Below are 19486 nucleotides of genomic sequence, written 5' to 3' on the forward strand. Positions count from 1 at the left end.
TATGACATTATTCGACGCCAGGGGCCGCAAGATGCGCCCCGCCACAGCGACCGCAAAAGCGGTCGTTTTTGTTTCTGAGGACGGCGAGAGTTGGACCCCAGTCATGGCCTATAACGTCCCCGAATCCATCAAAGCGCTGGATGCCATGTCCTGGATGCTGCAAGGCGAGATCCTCGAGACAGCCGGCGGCAAACTCTACCGTGCCGAGTCCGCGCAATGATCCATCCCTTCAGCGAGATCGATAAGACGCAAGCCTGGTTCAAGAAGCTGCACGACTCCCTCGAAGCAAAGCTGGCCAAGCTGCGCGAGAAGAATGACGCTGACCGCGGTCCGGTCGATACCGCGCATCTCCGTGGCCAGATTGCCGTCCTGAGGGAGTTGCTCAATGACATGAGTGACAAGCCGACCCCGCAAGCGCCCGCGCGCCGCAACCCGTACCAATAAGCCGCAAGGTGATAAAAATATGTCCACCGAAGTGACCAACCAAGACGACCTGACGCCCGAGCAGATCGAGGAGCAGGAAGAAGCTGCATTCCTCTCGGCCAGCCGGGGTGAAGAGCCGCCGCCTGTGTCCGAGGAAGCGCGTCGTGAAGGCGATGCCGAGGTGGACGACCAGGGCGAGAATCGAGAAGTCGCCGCCGAGGCAGAAGAGGGCGACGGAGAGTCGTCAGAAGTATCTGTCGACGATGAATTGGCCAACCTTTCACCTTCCACTATCGCGAAGCTGGAAGAACGGCTGATGAGCCAGATGGAGCAACGTCTGTCTGGCAGGCTTCGTAACATCGAGGGCCACATTGGCGGACTCAAGCACAACCTGACACAGCTCTCGGCCGCCTCCAAGGCCGCCAGGGAGCAAGGTAGCGAGGCCCCCAGCAAAGCCCAGATCAACGAGGCCATGCAGAGCGGAGAGAAGCTCAAGGCGCTGAAGGACGACTTCCCGGAATGGGCAGAGGCCTTACAGGAAGGGTTGGACGCCGTGGCGAGCCGAATCCCGCAGATTGACGAGCAGGCGCTTAACCAGCGCTTTCAATCCACCGAACAGGCCGCGCAGGAGCAAATGCGCACCGCTCGACAACTGGCCCGACTGGACAACGCGTATCCCGATTGGGAGCAGACCGTCCAGACCGACGCCTTTCAGAACTGGCTGGCCAATCAGCCGGAAGATATCCAGCAGAAAACATCCAGCGAGAACGCTGCCGACGCCATCGCCGTGCTTGATGCATTCCAAGAGCACACCAAGGCCTCGGCCCCTGATCTGACCGCTCAAAGCCGCCAGAAAACCAGGCTGGAAAGCGCCATCACCCCCACCACCGGTGGCCAAGTGACCCGGCGACAACCGAAAACCGAGCACGAAGAGTTCCTCGAGGCTTTCAACAGCCGAGGATAATCAGACCAGGAGGCCAACATGGCTACCCAGAACTACTCCACCGCGACTCCGCGGATTGGCAAGCTTAAGGGCGAGATCCTCAAGCATGCCGTACCGGTCACCGCCCTCGGCATGAGCGGCGATCAGAAGAAGGTTGGCAAGAACCAGTCCGACACCGTGATCTACCGTCGCTGGCTGCCGAAAGGTGGTGCGACCACCAACGCGACCACCATCAACCAGTGGTCCGTGGACGCCAACGACCACATCACCACTGAGGGCGTCACCCCGACAGCCGACACCCTGTCGCCGCAAGACATCACCGTGCAGCTCCAGCAGTACGCCTGCCTGTACAGCTACTCCGACAAGACTGCCGACCTCTACGAGGACAAGATCCCCGATGAGATGAAGCAGCAGGTCGGCGAGCGCATGGGCCTGGTGCGCGAGATGATCGACTACGGTGCGCTGAAGGGCTGCACCAACAAGTTCTACGCTGGCGGCACCTCCCGCGCCACCGTGGACGAGGCGATCTCTCTCAACCTGCTGCGCAAGGTCACCCGCTCCATCAAGGGTAACCGCGGCCGCCCGGTGACCAAGGTTCTGTCCGCGTCTGCGGATTACAACACCGCCCCGGTCGAGCAGGGCTATATCGTCTACGTCCACACCGACGGCGAGAACGATATCCGCAACCTGCCGGGCTTCATCGCTACTGCGGAATACGGTACCCGCAAGGTACTCCATGAGTGCGAGATCGGCAGCGTCGAGAACTTCCGGTTCATCGTGTCGCCGGAGCTCAACCCGATCATCGATGCGGGCGCGGCCGTCGGCACCACCGGTCTGCAATCCACCGGTGGCTCCAACATCGACGTCTACCCCTACATCGTGGTCGCCGCCGATGCCTGGGCCAACGTGGCGCTCCGCGGCATGGGCTCCCTGGACCCCATCCACATCCCGGCCAGCAAGCAGGACAAGAGCGATCCGCTCGGTCAGCGCGGCTACCTGGGTGCCAAGTTCTGGAGCGCAGCATTCGTCCAGAACGATGGCTGGATGGCAATCGTCGAGGCCGGCACCACCGACCTGTAACCGGATTGGGGTCGCGACGGCGACCCCTCGCTAACGTGAGGTTCTCCCCATGAGCAACAACCTTTCCGAGCGTCACTACGGTGGCACGTTCTGCATGTCCAAGGCCGGGCTGGCCGAGGGTACCAACGCCGCGACGATCAAGACTGCGGCACCCAACGGCGCCGGCACCGATTACTGCATCGACGGCGTCCTCTACCACAAGGCGGATACCGACAACATCGCCATGACTGCGCTCGCCGAGCAGGCGGACAACACCACTTGCCTGTACCTGGTGCAGATCAATGCCAGTGGCACTGTGTCCCTGGTCAAGGGCGACGAGGTCGCTACCGAGGATCTGGCCAACGACGAGGTGATTGCCCAGTGGCCCGAGCCCTCGGCAGATAACTGTCCCCTGGGCGGCTTCCGCATCGTCACTAGTGGCAGTACCTTCACGTCGGGCACCACCGACCTGGGCGCCGCCAACATCACCGACACCTTCTACGACTTCTTCGCCGTGCCTCCGGCCGGCCTGCTGGCGTAGTCCTGACCACCTCGACATAACAGCCCGCTTCGGCGGGCTTTTCTTCGACAAACTGAGGTATTCACCATGGCTCGTTTATTCGGCAAGCAAGACAACCTCACCGTCACCGACAAGCTGCGCCTTGGCAAAGACTCCAAGATGAAGCTGGGCAATGCCGACGGATCTGAATCCGAGGTTACCGTTGCGGAGATCAAGAAGCTGGCCGGCACCGGTGCGACCATCGCCTCCGGGACCACCCAAGCCAAGATCACCGATGCCTCCACCGCTCATGCGCTCAACGCCACATTCAGCGACACCGAGGTGGAAGCGGCGCTGGATGCGCTGGGCACCAAGATCAACACCCTCATCGACGCGCTCGAGGCATTCAAGGTCTCCTCGACCAGCTAACCCCCCCCTAGCCATTCACTTCTTGGCCGCCTTCGGGCGGTCTTTTTTATGCCCGGAGACAATATATGGCACGCCCACGCAGCACCGCCAACAAGGCCAGTCAAGCCGAAACAGGGCCGCAGGAGGATGCCAAGCAGGAGGATGTCCTTAAGGCTGGCGCCCACCTCGAGGAGTTGCGCCAAGCCAACGAGGAGTTCAACTCGGAAAACGAGCGCCTACGTGCTCAGTTGGCCGAGATGGAGCAGCGCATGGCCAAGAACACCCCTGTGACCCGCGAGCAGCGCCTGGAGACCGGCGAGCATCAAGTCGGGCAGGACGGCACCGCGGCGTTCGATGGCGACACCCTCATCAAGCCGGAAACCCGCACGCTCGACGACCCCAATCTGATCAAGAAGGCTGAGATCCTCAAGTTCATGGAAGAGCCGGTGACCGTCGAGATTAGCGAGGTCTCCGACGAAAACGCCGACCACGGATTCATCATCCATGTCAACGGCAAGAGTGAGCCCTTCCGGCAAGGGGAGCGCAAGACCGTCAAGCGCTACTTCGTGGAAGGCCTGGCCCGGGCCAAGCGCACTGGATACAAAAACCAGCTGGTCGTCGATCCCGTTACTGGCGACCAGGAGTACGAATACCCGTCGAAGACCGGCCTGCGTTATCCGTTCAGCGTGGTCCATGACCCCAACCCCCGTGGAGCCGATTGGCTCAAGGCAGTTCTGCGTCAACCGTAAGCCCGCCCTCCATCCGCGCTGAGAGTCACCCATGACCTACTTGGAACTAGTCCAGCGTCTCCGCCAGGAGACAAATTATGCTAATACCGGGCCGACGTCTGTCGCCGGCCAAAGCGGGGATCATGCTCGAGCAGTGTCGTGGGTGGCAGACGCATATACCGAGATCCAGAACCGGCACCCTTGGCGGTGGTTGCGCAAGGAGTTCACGCTCACCACGTCCGCATCAGTCGATACCTACGACTTCACCTCGGCACTGGATGGTGGTGTTGCGATCTCGCGTTTCAAGTCCTGGCATTTTGGTGACATCTACAACCCGCCGAAGAGCTACTTGGAATCTGCCGGTGTGGGGAGCGAGTCACGGATGCTCTTTGTGCCCTGGGCCTATTTCCGCTCCATCTATCGCATCGGTAGCCAGCCGACCGGCGCTCCTCGCTTCATCACGATTGACCCAAACGACAACATCGTCGTCGGTCCAAAGCCGGACGCTGCCTACGTGATTACTGGCGAATACAACCGCTCTGCGCAGGTGCTATCTGACAATGACGACGTGCCGGAGATGCCCAGCGATTACCACATGCTGATCGTCTACCAGGCGATGGAGGACTTCGGCCTGTATGACGCGGCCACCGAGATCCTGAGTCGCTCTCGCACCAAGGGTCGGCGGCTGATGCGGCAGCTCGAGGGCACTCAGATGCCCAAGATGCGCATGACAGGGCCGATGGCATGAGGATGCCGCAAAAGCAGGCCGACATCGTTCCGTTGCATGGCGGCATCGATCAGGCTTCTACCGTGCTCAATATCAAGCCAGGCTCAGCCCTGGACTTGATCAACTTCGAGCCCGAGCTAGAAGGCGGGTATAGGCGCATCGCCGGCTATGAGCGCGTTGACGGGCGTGCCGCGCCTTCCGATGCGCTGTACTACACCGTCGAAGTGGTGGATTCCTCGGGGATTGCTGTTGGCGCCACGCTGACCGGCGGCACCTCTGGCGCTACCTCACAGGTTGTGATCAAGGATGACGCCACGAATACCCTGGGCGTCACCGCGCTGTCTGGGAGCTATACGCTCAACGAGGCCGCCAATGGCACAACGATCACCGCAGTAGAGGTGCTCAACGGCCAGGATGACAATGACACCAGCGACATCTGGCAGATGGCGGCTGAGGACTACTACCGCAATCTGATTGGCGCCGTCCCTGGGGATGGCGATGCGCTGTACGCCTTCCAGTTCGGCGCCACAAGATACGCCTTCAGGGCCGACGCCGGCACGGTCAAGCTCTACAAGTCCTCCGCCACTGGCTGGACGCTGGTTCCGTTCTTCGATGTGCTGTTCTTCGATGGCGGCACCATGGCAGAGGGCGAGATCACCGCAGGCACGGTGATTAATGGCGCGACGTCAGGGGCGCAGGGCACCGTCAAGGTGTTCGTCAAGAATGCCGGCTCCTACGGCACCAATGCCTCGGGCTACATGGTCCTCGACGTCACCACCGGCACCTTCCAGGACAATGAAGACCTGACGGTTTCCGCGTCGATCAAGGCCAAGGCCGACGGCGCCAGCACTGCCATTACCCTGGCGACCGGCGGCACCTTCCAGCACATCACCCACAACTTCTATGCCACTGCCACCGGCAAGGCGGTTTACGGCTGCGACGGCGTCAACCCGGCATGGGAGTTCGACGGCACCATCCTTACCCCGATCTATTACCCGGCGCCAGACGAGAATCCGTCGTGGAACAAGCCACTGTTCGTTGTGGCGCACAAGATGCACCTATTCCTGGCCTATGAGCCAGGCACTCTGGCCCACAGCTCCATCGGGGATCCGCTGGTGTTCTCGGCCATCCTTGGCGCCGGGGAGTTTGGCCTCGGTGATGAGCCCACCGGCATGGCATCCCGGGCCGGCGAGGTGCTCGCCATCTACACCAGGAGCAAGACCTACGGCCTATATGGCAGTAGCGCCGCCGACTGGGATCTCAAGATGATCTCCGAGACGTTCGGCGCCAAGCCGTACACGGTGCAAGAGATCGGCACGGTATATGCACTGGATGACAAGGGCATCGCTCCGCTGGAGAGGGTGCAGGCCTTCGGCGACTTCGAGTCGGCAACCGTATCTCGATACGTCCGCGAGATCCTTAATGCGAACAGGGGCAAAGTACTCGGCTCGGTTACGGTCAAAGAGCGCAACCAATACCGTCTGCACTTTACCGACGGCCGCGCTCTGGTTATGACCTTCGACAGCTATGTCGGCTCGGACTACCCGGCGTTTTCTGTGATCAGTTATTCGGACACACCGACATTTGTTTCGTCATCTCAGAACGCCAGCGGCGACGAAGTGGTTTTGTTCGGCGACTCGGCCGGGTTCATATACCAGGCTGAGCGAGGATACAGCTTCGACGGCGACGCGATAGAGTTTGTATACAGGACGCCGTTTCTCAACCAAAGATCTCCACACATCCGAAAAACCTATCGAGACCTGTATGTCGATGTCGAGGCAGATCACCCCTTCAGCATGTCGGTGACCTTCGACCTCTCTTTCTCCGAGATATATAGTGCTTCCAACGGCCTTCAGTCGTTTGGCTTCGCAGGAGGAGGCGGCTACTGGAATGACTCAAACTGGGATGAATTTCGCTGGGATGCCGAGGTGTTCAGCTCGCGCGGCGTGCCTATCGCAGGCTCGGGGCGGAACATCTCACTTCTGTTCTACGGCAATTCGAAATTCATCCGGCCATTCACAATCCAAACCCTAGAACTTCACTACCTGGCGCGCCGACTGAGACGAGGCAGATAAATGGCTAACGATTTCTACGAAGTCAACACGGATTTACAGCCCTTCACTCGTGCCCGCAGCAGCGTGCTGGATGCCGAGTTCGCTGGCATTGAATCCGGTTTCGAAAAGCTCCCGTCCCAGTCGCGCCTGCTCAGCGGGAATAGCAACTTTGTCACTGCTGGCGGCGCGGCGAATGCTATCACTGTATCGGCGCCTACTACATGGACCGCCTACACTGGGAAGGATGGCTACCGGCTGTCGATAAAAATCACCACTGCCAACACCGGATCGGTGACACTGAACGTCGATGGGCTGGGGGCCAAGGCCTGCGTGCGCCTGGATGGGGACGCCCTGGAAGCCGGCGACTTGCAGGTAAACGGGGTTTACGATTTCTTCTACAACAATAGTACCGGCAAGTTCCATGTTGCTGCCTGGAACAGTTTTGTGACCGCTGCCGAGACGGCAGCCACCAATGCAGCCAGCAGCGAGGCTAGCGCCTCAGCCTCAGCGAGTAGCGCTTCGAGTTCGGCAGCGAGCGCCACAACCTCGGCAACCGCTTCCGCCAACTATGCTACAAAGACCGACGATTTTGCGTCAGGCTCCGACAACTCAGCGAAGTCATGGGCAATTGGTGGCACCGGCAACGGCCAGCCCTCATCCGGCTCAGCGAAGGACTGGGCGACCAAGGCCGAAGACTCCACGGTAGACGGCACCAATTTCTCAGCCCTTCACCATGCCGCGAAGGCAGCGGCCTCGGCCGCTAGCGTCAACCTGCCCAACATCACTGGCAATGCAACGAAGGTCCTGCGTGCCAAGAGCGATGAGAGTGGCCTAGAGTACTTCGATGCCGATTCTAGATTTGCTCAGCTGTCGGGCGGAAGTAATGCAAATTTCTCCACCATGCCTCAAGTCGGCGGCAATCGACTCGTTGAGTCTGGCGGGTTCCACTTTGCCGGCGAAGGCGCGCGTGACGCCAACAGTATAGCGGGAGACGACCCGCACTGGCTGGAAGTGACCAACAACCCCGGTGACGGCGCAACCGGGAACCAGTTGTTCAGGATGAATTCATATGGTGACTCTGCTTACGGGAACAACATACATTCGTGCAGGTATTATGGGGATCTGCAAACCCCTACGGCAATAGGAAATGGCGCCTTTTTAATGTCGTGGGGATTTCGCGGGTATGATGGTAGCGAGCTCTCGCAGAGTGCGGCTGCATTTCAGTGCCTATCCACGGAGGCATGGAACGCTTCATCTCACGGGTCTAAGTTCAGGCTTGAAGTAACTCCAAATGGTTCGACCTCGCGAGAGTTGATGTCAGAGGTAACCCAGCATGGTATATCTGTCGGTGGCGCCGTAACTCCAGGGTGGCACCAAAACTACAGAGTTGTGGAAATTTCAGGGAAAGGGACAGCAATACGAGGGCACGTTTCTCAACCAGAAGTCGCTCTGACGAACAATGCGTTTTATGATACCGCGTATGAATATGGCGCTACTGGATTTGCCCAAACATACCTTCAGACTAACAATGGTCAGCACTTATGGCAGTCGGCCCCTTTCGGATCTGCTGGCGGCGCAATAACCATGCAGAATGTCATGGAGATAGATGAAAATTATGATTGGCATGTAGATTCGACAAAAACTAGTGGGTCCGGTCACAGCATAAGGAAGCAGGTTGCGTCGGATGCTGGGAATCTAGTTGTTGACATGGGGAATAACACGTCACAATCAAGATTCTATGCTGTAAGCCAGGATGGGGCTAATGCGGCCAATGCGGCATTAAAGGTTAACCGTGACGGCGTTACCAGCCGCTCGATAAATGCCGGCGGCACAATAAATGCAAGCGGCGCTGATTATGCAGAATATATGCGGAAATCCGATGGATGTGGGGTTATACCAAAAGGAGGTGTGGTAGGAATTAACGGGGATGGCATGCTTACTGACAAGTATTCAGAATCAGTTTCATTTGCCATAAAGTCAACAAACCCCTCATACGTCGGTGGAGATACATGGGGATCTCCAGAAAACCTTGGACTTGCAGATCCAAACCATGATGACGTGGATTACGAGCAAAAGCGGGCCGAGTTCATGAAATGCCTTGAAGCCGAAAGGTTAAAGTGGGATCGCATAGCATTCTGCGGCCAAGTTCCTGTTGATGCTTCAGCTCAGGTCGGGGATTACCTTGTCCCATTAGAATCAAGCGGAAAAATAACTGTAACCGGTGTTTCAAATCCAACATTCGAGCAGTATGTTTCTAGCGTGGGCAAGGTTATAAAGATTGGCGACGACGGTCGCCCAATAGTTATTGTAAAGACATCATGATCCATTTATTACATGATTTTAGGAGGCCATTCCCATGGTAAGTGACTGGAGGAAAGACTTCATTGACTCTGCTTATCAGCAGTACTTTGGGAAGGGCTCTGCTAAGGAATCGGCCGACAAAAACCCCTATGAGGTTTGGTCAGAACGTATAGATAACGAGGGGTACGGTGGAGCTCTCGACCGCTTTGCAGATTACGGCGAGGCAAAGCTACATAGCAAAAAGATGTCCACTGCGTCCGGGCAGATGGACGAGATTCTGGAGAGAGACTCCCCCCTCATGCAGCGCGCTGCCACGCAAGGGAAGCAGTATGCCAATCGGCGAGGGTTGCTCAATAGCTCTATGGGGGCGCAAGCCTCGCAGTCGGCCATGATTGATGCTGCCACGCCCATCGCCCAGCAGGACGCGGGTTACCGGCAAGACCTAGGCCGGATGGAGCGGGGCGATCAATACACCCAATCGCAAATGAAGCTAGGGCACGAACAAGACCTAGGCCGGATGGAGCGGGGCGATCAATACACCCAATCGCAAATGAAGCTAGGGCACGAACAAGACCTAGGCCGGATGGAGCGGGGTCACGGCCAGGAAATGCAAAAGCTGCTCGGCACCTCGCAGGCCAACGCCTGGGGCGTAATGGCCAACAATGCTACCGATATTGTCGCGCAGTCGATGGATGCGATTAACCAGATCCAGACCAACCCGAACATCACGGCGGCGGATAAGTCGAAGATGATCAAGCAGGTCACCGACATGCGCGATACGGATATCCAGTTCCAACAGAATCTGTATTCAAGCCTGTCCTCCTATCTAAAGAGCGCTGGGGTATTCCCCAGCCTGTGAGGTGACTTATGGCCTTTGGCCTTCTTGGTGGTGTGACTGATGCCGCGGTTAGCGCTGCTAACAGTGTTGCCAGCGGTTCTGGCGGTGGCTGGTTCCAGGATATCGGGAAGTACGCCACCAAGGCGTTCGACTGGCTGGAGCAAAACCCCAACACAGCCAACGTGCTGGGTGGCGTTGCGGCGGGGATTGGCACCGCTTATCTGCAAAGCAAGGCGCGGGAGGATGAGCAGGACTTCGAGCGCGAGATGTACGGCCGCAGGCGCCGTGACGAGATGATCAACCCGGGTGAGATCGACAGCTACGGCACCCACATCAACAGCCTGAGTCGGGGCCTGCTGAGTCACGGCATGATCACCGGCAGGGAGGTGTGAGATGGCTAGAGCAGGAGGTCCTGGCGGCGGCAGCGATCCGGGGAACCGCGGTGGCGGTAGCCCGGGCGGAGGTTCCGCTGGTGGCGGCCGCGCCAGTGGGCGCGGTGGTGGCGGGTACGGCGGCGCAGTTGGGGCTGGGGTCGACGCCGCAAGCCGTGGAGACCGCGGGGGCGGCGGTAGGCTGGGTAGCGAGCTCGGTACCGTAGGCCGAGGCAGCGGCTACGGCAGTGGCCATACCAGCACCGGCGCAGGCTCGGATGATCGGCAGTCTTCGGCGACTGGGCGAAGCACCACTCGGGCCGGCGCTCGCACCGTTGACGCCCCGGAAGGCACCACCCCAAGCGCTGCGCGGTCATTCGACGCGCTTACCGATGGCGCGATTGCTAGCTTCGATGATACGGCGGCGCCAAGTCGCGGCTTCATGAGCAATCTCGACGCCGCCCCGCAGAGCCACGCACAAGCCGAGGCGGAGATCCAGGCCAATGCCCGGCCGGGGATGCTCGGCAGGGCTGCTGGCCTACTTGCCGGAGTGCTTGGCGGGCCGGCGGTCGGGCTTGTCGGCACCGCGGCGAATACTGCCCTATCCGCCCGGCAGGCAGCGCAGAACATCGGCCGCTATAACGACATGGTGCCGAGCTCCAACCTGGATGAATCGTTCGGGCATAGCCTCGGGCGTCAATCGCTGGCCAGCGTCGGCGGACTTATTGGAGGAAGGCTTGGTGGCAGGGCTGGGTCTGCCCTGGGTGCTGCGGTTGGTGGTGTGCCTGGCGCTATTGCCGGCGGCCTTATCGGCGGCGCGGCAGGCAGCAACCTGGGGCGTACCGCAGCCTTCTCTCCGGGTGGCTCCACCCCCGGGACGGGGATGGGCGACGGGATGGCGCCTTCAAGCCAGCCGTCTCTGGCGGGCGCCCCCACTGCTGGTAACTCTGGCGTGACCCCGCCCAGCTTCGAATTCGCCGACTTCGATGGCTACGCCTCGTATGCCGAACAGTTCTTCACTTAACAGGTGACCGATATGGCAGGACTACTCAGCCAAGGCATGGCACAGCAGCCCGCACCCCAGCAAGGCGGGCAGCCTCAGCCGGCGCCCCGACCCGCTGGCGCCCAGCCACGCCAGGCACAGGGCGGCGTCGACTACGACCCCGAGCAAGGCCAGCAGATGTATCAGGCGCTTACCCAGGCAATGCTCGAGGCGCTTTACAGCGACGACGGTGCCGAACAGGTGCTTGCCAGCCATGACGACCCGGTACAGGCCATGGGTCAGGTGATCTCGACGGTGATGCTGACCGCGCACCAAGCGCTCACCGACCAGGGCAGCACCGTTCCCCCGGGTGTCATGTTCCAGGCTGCGATGGAGATTGCCAAAGCCGTTGGCGAGATGGCTGCCACCATGCAGCGACTCCCGCCTGAAGAGGAAGCTGAAGCGGTCGAGGCGGCGTTTATGACAGCAATGGGGCGTTTTGGCCAGATGGCCGACGACCTTAGCCCGGAGCAAAAACAACGCTATGCCGAGCTAATCCGCGCGCTGCGCGACGCCAAACAGCAGTCAAGTGGCCAACCTCAGCGGGAGCCGGGCGCACCGCAAGAGCAAGCGCCGGCACAGCCCCAGCAACAGCAACAGCCTCAGGGAGCGCCCCGGCAGCCCATGAACCAGGGAGGTTACTGATATGGCCCTTGGACTTATTGCTGGCGCCCTGGCTGGTGGTGGGCAGGCGGTGCAGGAAAACGCCATGTCGCGCATCGATGAGCTGAAGCGCACCCGCCTTGCCGAGATGGAGCAACGCTATCGGACCAGTGAGCGCGTGGCCGGACAGGAGTTCTCCGCCGAGCAGAGCCAGGCGGATCGCGATTTCCGCGCTGGGGAAAGCGCTGCCGACCGAGAACAGCGCCTACAGTTGGCTCGCATGCGGGAGTCTGGCGCCAATGCGCGCGCCTCTGCCGGCCGCAACGACTGGCAACTGGTTCCGATGCAAGGAGGTGGCTACGGCCGCTACAACCCGCGCACCAACCAATTCGAGGAAGCCAACATCCCCGAGGGCGTGGACCTCAGCGGCGGCAGCCTGAGCGATCGGCAGAAGGCGCAGTTGGATATGCTTGGTGACCAGGCTGAGACGCTGCGCAAAAAGATGGCCGATGGCTTTGAGCTGACCGCGGAGGAGCGCATCCGCCTTGGCGAGATCGAAGGCCAGATGGAATCCATCGTCAATCCTTCAGGTTCCAGCGGCCTAGCTGACCGTCTGGCCGGGCGCCTTCAGGGTGAGTCGCCCGCCAATGCAGGGGGTGGGGAGCAAGGCGGCGACGTGCCCACCATGGTCCGTCAAGAAAGGGAGCAGCAAGCCAGCACTGCGGAGCAGCGCGATGCCGTCAGGGCTGCCGACCAAGCGCGTGACGAGGCTGATGAAGTGATTGAGCAACTCCGCTCCGAGCAGGCGGGCGGTGCCTCGCCGGGCGGCCTGTTGTCTCAGGTAAACCGCGCAGCCGGGCGAACCGGGCCGGGGAGCGATGAGACCAGGGCTGAGGCCCAGCGGGTGGCAGAGCAGTTGCTCCAAGCCAGCCGCAGCCCCCATATCAGCGATGACCGAAAACGCTGGATCGCCGAGCGGATTATCCAACTCCAGGATCTCGGCGTAGACATCAACCTCGACTCCCAGTAAGCCAGCCCGCCAGTAACCAGGCTTGACTCTCCGCCTGCGCCCCTGGCGTCAAAAACCCCACATAGGGATAACACCACATGGCCCTGCTTGATGATCTGCGCCAGGAAAACCCGGCGCTCGCCTCCTATTCAGACGACCAACTAAAGTCCGCCCTGCGCCAAGAACCCCAGTTCAAATACCTGGATGACGAAGAGTTTGAGGCGCACGTCAGCGGGCGTCCAGTTGCGGAGACCCAAGACTCTGCGCCAGGGTTTCGTGCCGGCCTTTCATCGGGCGTAGACCAATTGCAGGCTATGGGTGGCGGCCTAGTGATGGCAGCCGGCGAAGCGCTGGAATCTGAAGGCATGCTGCGCGCCGGCCGTGATATCTACCAGCGCAACATGGAAGAGGCTGACGAGAACGCCTTGGGCTTCGGTTTTACCGACATTCGTTCCCCTGGCGATGCCTGGCAGTGGGCAAGTTACACTGCTGGCAATCAGCTGCCGATGCTGGCCGCCTCCGTTGCTAGCGGCGGGGTTGGCGGTGCCGCCGCAGGCGTGGGGGCAAGGATGCTGGCCGGCGCCGCCGCGAAGCAAGCCGCGACGCGCATTGGCCAGGCTGCCGGGGCCGCAGCCGGCTCTGTTGGCATGGAAACCGGCGCATTGATGGGCGAGACCGGAGATCTCGACGCCGCCTTGGCCCATGGCGCGCTGGCTGGTTCTTTGGACGCCATCACCCCGGTCCGTCTGTTGCGCGCCGCCGGCAGGGGTGATCTTGCCGACCGCGCCGCTACCGAGATCAGTGAGGGGGCGCTAGGCGACCTCCGCCGGCAAGCCTCGCGAACCGCGCGCGGCGCTGCGGGGCGTGGCTCGCTGACCAATCTCCTCACTGAGGCCAGCACTGAGGGTTTGCAGGGGCTGATCAATCAGCATGCCAACTACTGGGTCGAGAATAATGGCGAGACACTGCTAGCCAACCTCGGCGAAGTGGATATCAAGGCGCTGATAGACGAGGCCGCCGCCGGTGGCCTGATGGGCGGGATTGTCGGCGCACCGACCGGGTTGGCCGAGAGGAGCCAGGCACGCACCCAAGCGCAGCGTATCGAGCAGGCGCGCGAGCAGGCGGCCGCTATGGGTGGCGACAGCCTCGACCAGGCGCAGGCGGCGCAGCAAGCCGAGCAGGCCACGCCTGACGCCCCTCCTGCGCCAGACCCTGCCATGAGTGCTGCGCTGGGAAATCGAATCCAATTGGCCATGGGTGAGTTGGATGACCTGCAACGCCTGGCCCGCGGCTCCAGCTACCAGGGGCAAACCCGGCTGCGCAACATCTCGCGGATGATCGACCGCGCCGAACAGGCTTTTGAAGAGGGAAATTCCGCCCAGGCTGGGCGCATGGTGGATCGTGCCGAGCGAATCGCTGCCAATTTGCGCAACGACCTTGCTCGGGTGGGTAGCGATGAACGCCCAGTGCGCGCTGAGGGCGAATTGGTGGATGACCAGCCCACGGCAGGGCTGATTGGCACCGACAGCCGCCGCCTTCCTCACGGCGACCCGTCGACCATCTATGCCGAAGGGCCTACAGTCGATCAAACGCAATACGACCCGCAAGCCCGTAGTGTTCGGCGCGATGAAGGCATGCAGGCGGGCCGCAGGATGCGCGACGCTGCCGTTTCCTCGCAGCCGCTGATTGAGGATAGCGGCACCATCTATGGGCAAGGCCCAGTGGCGGGCAATGCCAACACAGGGCTTGACCGGCCGTCCGCCGATCCTCGGTTCACCGCGCGCCAAGAGCCCGAGGTGGTGCATAGCATGCCGGACGGCTCAACCATGGCCGGCCCGGAGCATGAAGGCGCCGTGCCTGGATCGACGCGCGAGGCCTCGCCTGCTGCGCCCGAGGTCCGCGCAGAAGAAATCGCCGAGACTCGCCAGGAGCCGCTGCAATATCGCTCCGACGGCCGCCCGTTCGCCGACGAGCGCGTGGCCATGGCTAGCGGTGTCGCTCGCAGTGCTCAGCGCCAAGGTAGCGACGTCAGGGCCGTGGAAGTGCCGGGAGGTTTTGCCCTCTCTATCCGCTCTGCCGCCGAGGCCTTGAGCGCCCCCCGCGAGATGATGGCGGAGACTGCAAACGAAACCGCAGTGGAGGCTCTGCGCGAGCTGTTCCGCGACCGAGGGCGCGACAACCCCGGCGTCACTTTCGACGCAACGCTTGAGAACAGCTCACCGCGCGTGCGTGAAGCGGCGCTTAGCGATCCCTCTGTGCGTGAGGCTTTCGAGGCTGGGCAGCAGGAGGCCGCTGAAGCCGAGGAGCCCGCCGACCCTACCGCCGAACGGGGTGAGCCCGTAGCGCCACGTGAGGAGCCTGCCGAGGCACAGGAGGGCGACGCCCAAGACGTTGCCCGGGATGAGGCGCAGGTCGCCACTGAGGAGCGAACAGAAAGGGAGTCTGGTGCGGCGGAGGCCCCCGCTCGCGATGACGAGGATGGCTCCGAATTCTCCCTGGGTGAGCGTGAAGACGCAGAGGGCCCGCTGCCTACCGTCGAGGAGGTGGAGGCTGCCCTGGAGGGCATGCCCGAGCTGGGCGACGTAGAGGTCGTCTCCACCACCAGCCGGCTGCCGACCGAGGTGCTGGCCAATATGCGCCGGCTTGGTGTCAGCCCTGTGGACGTGAAGGGCGTTCACCATGGTGGCAAGACCTATGTGGTGGCGGTGGCGCACGACAACGTTAGCGATGCCGTGCGTACTGCCGTGCATGAGGCCGTGGGCCATAAGGGCATGCGTGGCGTGCTGGGGAAAGATCTCGACCGGGTAATGCTTGACCTCTATCGCAGCCTGCCCGGCAGCCCCGAGGGGCGCCAGGCACTAACCGAGGTGCGCGAAGCCTATCCGTTCCTGGACCCGAGCAAGCGGAAAGACCGGATCACCATCGGCGAGGAGATGGTTGCCCATCTGCTGGAGAAAGGCCGCCGGCCCAAGGCCTGGCAGCGCGCTATGGCCAAGATTCGCGACCTGCTCCGCAGACTGTTCCCCTCCGTCGCCTGGACCTACACCGATGTGTTGGCGCTGGGTGAGCAGAGCCGCGAGTGGTTGCGCCGGCAAAAGGCGCAGCGGCAGGAAGGTGGCGTTGACCGCTACAGCATGCGAGACGGTATTGAGCCTGACGAAACCATCGACCCGAACGGGATTGTCGAACTCCATGGAGTCGAGGACCAATCCAGGTTCGAGGCGTTGCGAGATAGGTTTCGAGAAACTGGCGAATTTGCTGGTCCGCCCATCGTGGTCTATCGCGACGAATACGGCGCGCCGGCTGCGCTAAATGGCTCTCACCGCATTGCGGCAGTAAGGGAGGTCGGCATCGATGTGCCTGTCGTCTATGTGGAGGATGCCGCAGCCTCCTACGAGTCAGAGGGGGGCATGGAGCTCGCAGACCTATCTGGTCGCGGAGACGAAAGAGTGGCGGCGTTTCTTCGTGAGGCGGGCGACGACCGCGCTGCCAGGCTCATGGAGCGAGAGGCGAGGCTGAATGCCGAATCCTTTGTTCTCTACAGCCTGCGCGGCAAACAGCGTGCCGCATTTGAGCAAGCCTTCGACGACTTCACCGATGCCGACCGGGCCGCAGCCGCCAAGATCGGCAGCCGCACTCCCCCGCAGCGCGCAATGGACTGGTTCAAGGAGCAGGCTGACCGCGCCGGGCTCAAGATCCGCCAGGGCATGGTGGACCGCGTGGCCGCCCTAAAGGAACTGGACGAGCAGCTCTATGGCGAGTCCGCTCTGGGCGAAAACATCAATCGCTCGAGTTGGGTGCTGGCCCGCATGAGCAATGCGGCCAACGGGGCGCTGCATGCCATGCTCCACAATGGCCGCATCCGCCTTGATGCCAAGGAGAAAATCATCACCCTGCAAGACGGTGATGCCAAAGGCCTGGGCGAGGTGTTGGGGCGGCTGGGTAGCGCGGCCGAGATCGAGCGTTTCATGGGTTGGATTGCCGGCCAGCGCGCCGCCCAGCTCGCCAAGGATGGTCGCGAGAACCTCTTCGATGCCGGTGACATTGAGGCCATGAAGGGCTGGAACCGCGGACAGATGGAGGACGGGCGAAGCCGCGAGGAAACCTATCAGGAGGTATTCGAGGAATTCCAGCAGTATCGAGATGACGTCCTTGCAGTCGCTGAGCAGTCGGGGATCATTTCCAAGGACCAGCGCGAGATGTGGGCTGAGGAGTTCTACGTGCCCTTCTACCGCATCGCCGAGGACGACAAGCAGGCGCCCGGAATGATGGCCACCAGCGGCCTGTCCCGCCAGCAGGCCTATAAGCGCCTCAAGGGTGGAAGCCAGAACCTCAATGATCTATTGCAGAACACCATGATGAACTTCCACCACTTGCTGGATGCGTCGCTCAAGAACCAAGCGGCGGTGCAGGCGGTGGAGAATGCCAAGCAGCTCGGCATGGTCGAGAAGGTGCCGGAGAGCAACCGCGATACCAAGAAGAGTACCTTCGTCATGGAGGGTGGCAAGAAGGTCTTCTACGAGATCGATGATCCGCTGGTGTTCCAGGCGCTTACCGCCCTGGCACATCCGGGGATGAATAGCACTCTCATGAGAGTGCTGCGGAAGTTCAAGCGGGTCTTCACCAACTCCGTGACGATCACGCCGCAATTCATCGCTGCCAACCTGATCCGCGATAGCATTCAAGCTACCGCCACCAACGACATTAGTAAAAACGTGCTGGCCAACGTTCTAGAGGGTGGCGCGACCCTCAAGGATGCCAAGCTGCGCGCCCAGATGATGGCCAGCGGAGCCTCGTTCAACTTCGGGCACCTCTACGGCAGTAACCCGGACGAGCTGCGCGCGCAGATGACGCGGGGAATGCGCAACGCCAAACTGGTCGCTTTGCCTGGTTCGGCATGGGGTGTTGCGGCCAAGCCCATCGACATGATTCGCGCCGGCTGGAATTGGTGGGGCGACGTGAACAACGCCGCGGAGAATCTCAATCGGGCGGCGATTTATGCCCAGAACCGGGAGCAGGGCGAGCTGCGCGCCGCCTTTGAGGCCAGGGATCTGATTGATTTCTCGGCCCACGGCGCTTGGCCGGCAGTGCGTGTGCTGATCGACATCGTGCCGTTCCTCAACGCTCGTATCCAAGGTCTCGACAAGATCTACCGCTCTGGGGTGAGGCCTGGGGCAGCGGTGCTCCGCGAGGTGTTCGGTAACGGCAAGGCAAGCCTGTCAGATAAACAGCTAGCAGGACGCTTCTGGGCGGTGACTGGTGCGGTGACCATGGCCACTCTGGCCCTCTATCTGCACAACTATGACAATGAAGAGTACAAGGAACTGGAGGAGTGGGAGCGAGACACCTATTGGCACTTCTTTGCAGGCGACAGCCACTTCGTGCTTCCCAAGCCGTTTGAGGTGGGGGCGATTGGCACCCTGGCCGAGCGCATCACGCAGCAATTCGTAGACGATCAGGCCACAGGCAAGCTTTTTGCCGAGCGCCTAGCACACATGATGTCGGATACGTTCTCTTTTACCATCGTGCCTCAGGCGCTACAACCCGCACTGGATGTTTACGCCAACAAGGATAGTTTCACCAATCGCCCCATCGAGGGCATGGGGATGCAGCGCCTGTCGCCGGAACTGCGCCGGAGATATGGGACATCAAAAGTCGCGACACTAGCAAGCATGGCGCTGAATAGCACAGTGGGTGCAATTGGAAACCCTGAGACCAACCCCTTGGCACTAAGCCCGGTTCAGGTTGATCATTTGATTGAGGGTTATTTCGGCGCTGTTGGTGGCTGGACAACGGCGGCTACCGATGTCGCTGTGCGAACCATCAGTGGAGAGGATGCGCCTGAAAAGCGTTGGTATGAGTACCAGCCCGTCCGCCGCTTCTACCGGAACCTTGGCGACGTTGACCCTTACACTCGCTATGCCAGTGTGTTTTATGATGGGCTGTCCGAAGCGCGACGGGCTCACGCCGATGTGCAAGAGCTCCGCGAGATGGGCGAACTGGCTGAGGCTGCTGAGCTCGCGGAGACTAACCGCGACCTGCTACGCTTACGCCTCCCGCTGAACCGGGCGCAGCGTCGCCTACGCACCATAAACCAGCGAATTGATATCATTCGGAGATCGAGCCTGGATGGCGAGATAAAGCGGCAGCGGATAGACCGACTTCAGGCTGTCAAGGTGCAAATACAAAGAGCCCTGGGCGAGCGAATTCTGGATGCCAGGTTCGAGTGATTATTTTCCTACGGCAAGGACGCCGCATAGGAAGAGCGCGCCGAACAACAAGCCAGGGAAGGCAATGAGGATTGCTAGCGCGACGAAAAACAGCGGCAGCCCAATGAAGCTGACAATAATCCACCCGTGGGGGTTCTGCCACTCGGAAGGCATAACCGTCATGACAAACAGGCCGATGGTGCCGCTAAATATCAAAAATGCGGCAGCATCAACGTACCAAGGATAGTCGAAAGCGCTCATCCGTCTAGCGT

At 61.1% G+C, this 19486-nt stretch carries 17 protein-coding genes; 16 read left to right on the forward strand and 1 reads right to left on the reverse strand.

Features of this window, described 5'->3' with window-relative positions:
* The first annotated feature begins 1 nt into the window (after window position 1).
* The 16 genes from ACZ5EF_RS11095 (at window position 2) to ACZ5EF_RS11170 (ending at window position 19235) form a co-directional block, all read left to right on the forward strand.
* The gene (locus ACZ5EF_RS11095) at window positions 2–220 is read left to right on the forward strand and encodes a hypothetical protein (RefSeq protein WP_346064144.1); all 219 of its coding nucleotides are present in this window, start codon (window positions 2–4) and stop codon (window positions 218–220) included.
* A complete protein-coding gene (locus ACZ5EF_RS11100) occupies window positions 217–444 on the forward strand; it encodes a hypothetical protein (RefSeq protein WP_346064145.1) in 228 nt (75 codons plus the stop codon). Before ACZ5EF_RS11095 ends, ACZ5EF_RS11100 begins: the two co-directional genes overlap by 4 nt.
* 19 nt (window positions 445–463) lie before the next feature.
* Window positions 464–1387, forward strand: a complete 924-nt coding sequence (locus ACZ5EF_RS11105; RefSeq protein WP_346064146.1) for a hypothetical protein — start codon at window positions 464–466, stop codon at window positions 1385–1387.
* Window positions 1388–1405: 18 nt separating this feature from the next.
* A complete protein-coding gene (locus ACZ5EF_RS11110) occupies window positions 1406–2446 on the forward strand; it encodes a N4-gp56 family major capsid protein (protein WP_346064147.1) in 1041 nt (346 codons plus the stop codon).
* Between the two features lie 49 nt (window positions 2447–2495).
* Window positions 2496–2966, forward strand: coding sequence for a hypothetical protein (locus ACZ5EF_RS11115; RefSeq protein ID WP_346064148.1), 471 nt, complete (start codon window positions 2496–2498; stop codon window positions 2964–2966).
* A gap of 66 nt (window positions 2967–3032) precedes the next feature.
* Window positions 3033–3353 carry a hypothetical protein gene (locus ACZ5EF_RS11120; RefSeq protein ID WP_346064149.1) on the forward strand — a complete coding sequence of 107 codons (321 nt, stop codon included), beginning with the start codon at window positions 3033–3035 and terminating at the stop codon, window positions 3351–3353.
* A gap of 65 nt (window positions 3354–3418) precedes the next feature.
* Window positions 3419–4081, forward strand: coding sequence for a hypothetical protein (locus ACZ5EF_RS11125; protein ID WP_346064150.1), 663 nt, complete (start codon window positions 3419–3421; stop codon window positions 4079–4081).
* A 31-nt stretch (window positions 4082–4112) separates the two neighbouring features.
* Entirely contained in the window at window positions 4113–4808 is a 696-nt protein-coding gene (locus ACZ5EF_RS11130) for a phage adaptor protein (RefSeq protein WP_346064151.1), read from the forward strand.
* Window positions 4805–6862: a hypothetical protein gene (locus ACZ5EF_RS11135; RefSeq protein ID WP_346064152.1), complete on the forward strand. Its 2058-nt coding sequence runs from the start codon at window positions 4805–4807 to the stop codon at window positions 6860–6862. The genes ACZ5EF_RS11130 and ACZ5EF_RS11135 overlap by 4 nt, the downstream gene beginning before the upstream one ends.
* A complete protein-coding gene (locus ACZ5EF_RS11140; protein WP_346064153.1) occupies window positions 6863–9163 on the forward strand; it encodes a hypothetical protein in 2301 nt (766 codons plus the stop codon). It begins immediately after the preceding gene.
* Window positions 9164–9197: 34 nt separating this feature from the next.
* Window positions 9198–10001 carry a hypothetical protein gene (locus tag ACZ5EF_RS11145; protein ID WP_346064154.1) on the forward strand — a complete coding sequence of 268 codons (804 nt, stop codon included), beginning with the start codon at window positions 9198–9200 and terminating at the stop codon, window positions 9999–10001.
* Between the two features lie 8 nt (window positions 10002–10009).
* Window positions 10010–10372, forward strand: a complete 363-nt coding sequence (locus tag ACZ5EF_RS11150; protein ID WP_346064155.1) for a hypothetical protein — start codon at window positions 10010–10012, stop codon at window positions 10370–10372.
* Between the two features lie 421 nt (window positions 10373–10793).
* The gene (locus tag ACZ5EF_RS11155; protein ID WP_346064156.1) at window positions 10794–11375 is read left to right on the forward strand and encodes a hypothetical protein; all 582 of its coding nucleotides are present in this window, start codon (window positions 10794–10796) and stop codon (window positions 11373–11375) included.
* Between the two features lie 12 nt (window positions 11376–11387).
* A complete protein-coding gene (locus ACZ5EF_RS11160; protein WP_346064157.1) occupies window positions 11388–12038 on the forward strand; it encodes a hypothetical protein in 651 nt (216 codons plus the stop codon).
* 1 nt (window position 12039) lies between these two features.
* Window positions 12040–13026 carry a hypothetical protein gene (locus tag ACZ5EF_RS11165; RefSeq protein WP_379730192.1) on the forward strand — a complete coding sequence of 329 codons (987 nt, stop codon included), beginning with the start codon at window positions 12040–12042 and terminating at the stop codon, window positions 13024–13026.
* Window positions 13027–13103: 77 nt separating this feature from the next.
* Window positions 13104–19235, forward strand: coding sequence for an LPD38 domain-containing protein (locus ACZ5EF_RS11170; RefSeq protein ID WP_346064159.1), 6132 nt, complete (start codon window positions 13104–13106; stop codon window positions 19233–19235).
* On the opposite strand, the gene ACZ5EF_RS11175 is transcribed toward ACZ5EF_RS11170, so the two are convergent.
* Entirely contained in the window at window positions 19236–19475 is a 240-nt protein-coding gene (locus ACZ5EF_RS11175) for a hypothetical protein (protein ID WP_346064160.1), read from the reverse strand.
* Between the last annotated feature and the right edge of the window lie 11 nt (window positions 19476–19486).

The organism is Bisbaumannia salifodinae (assembly GCF_055388505.1).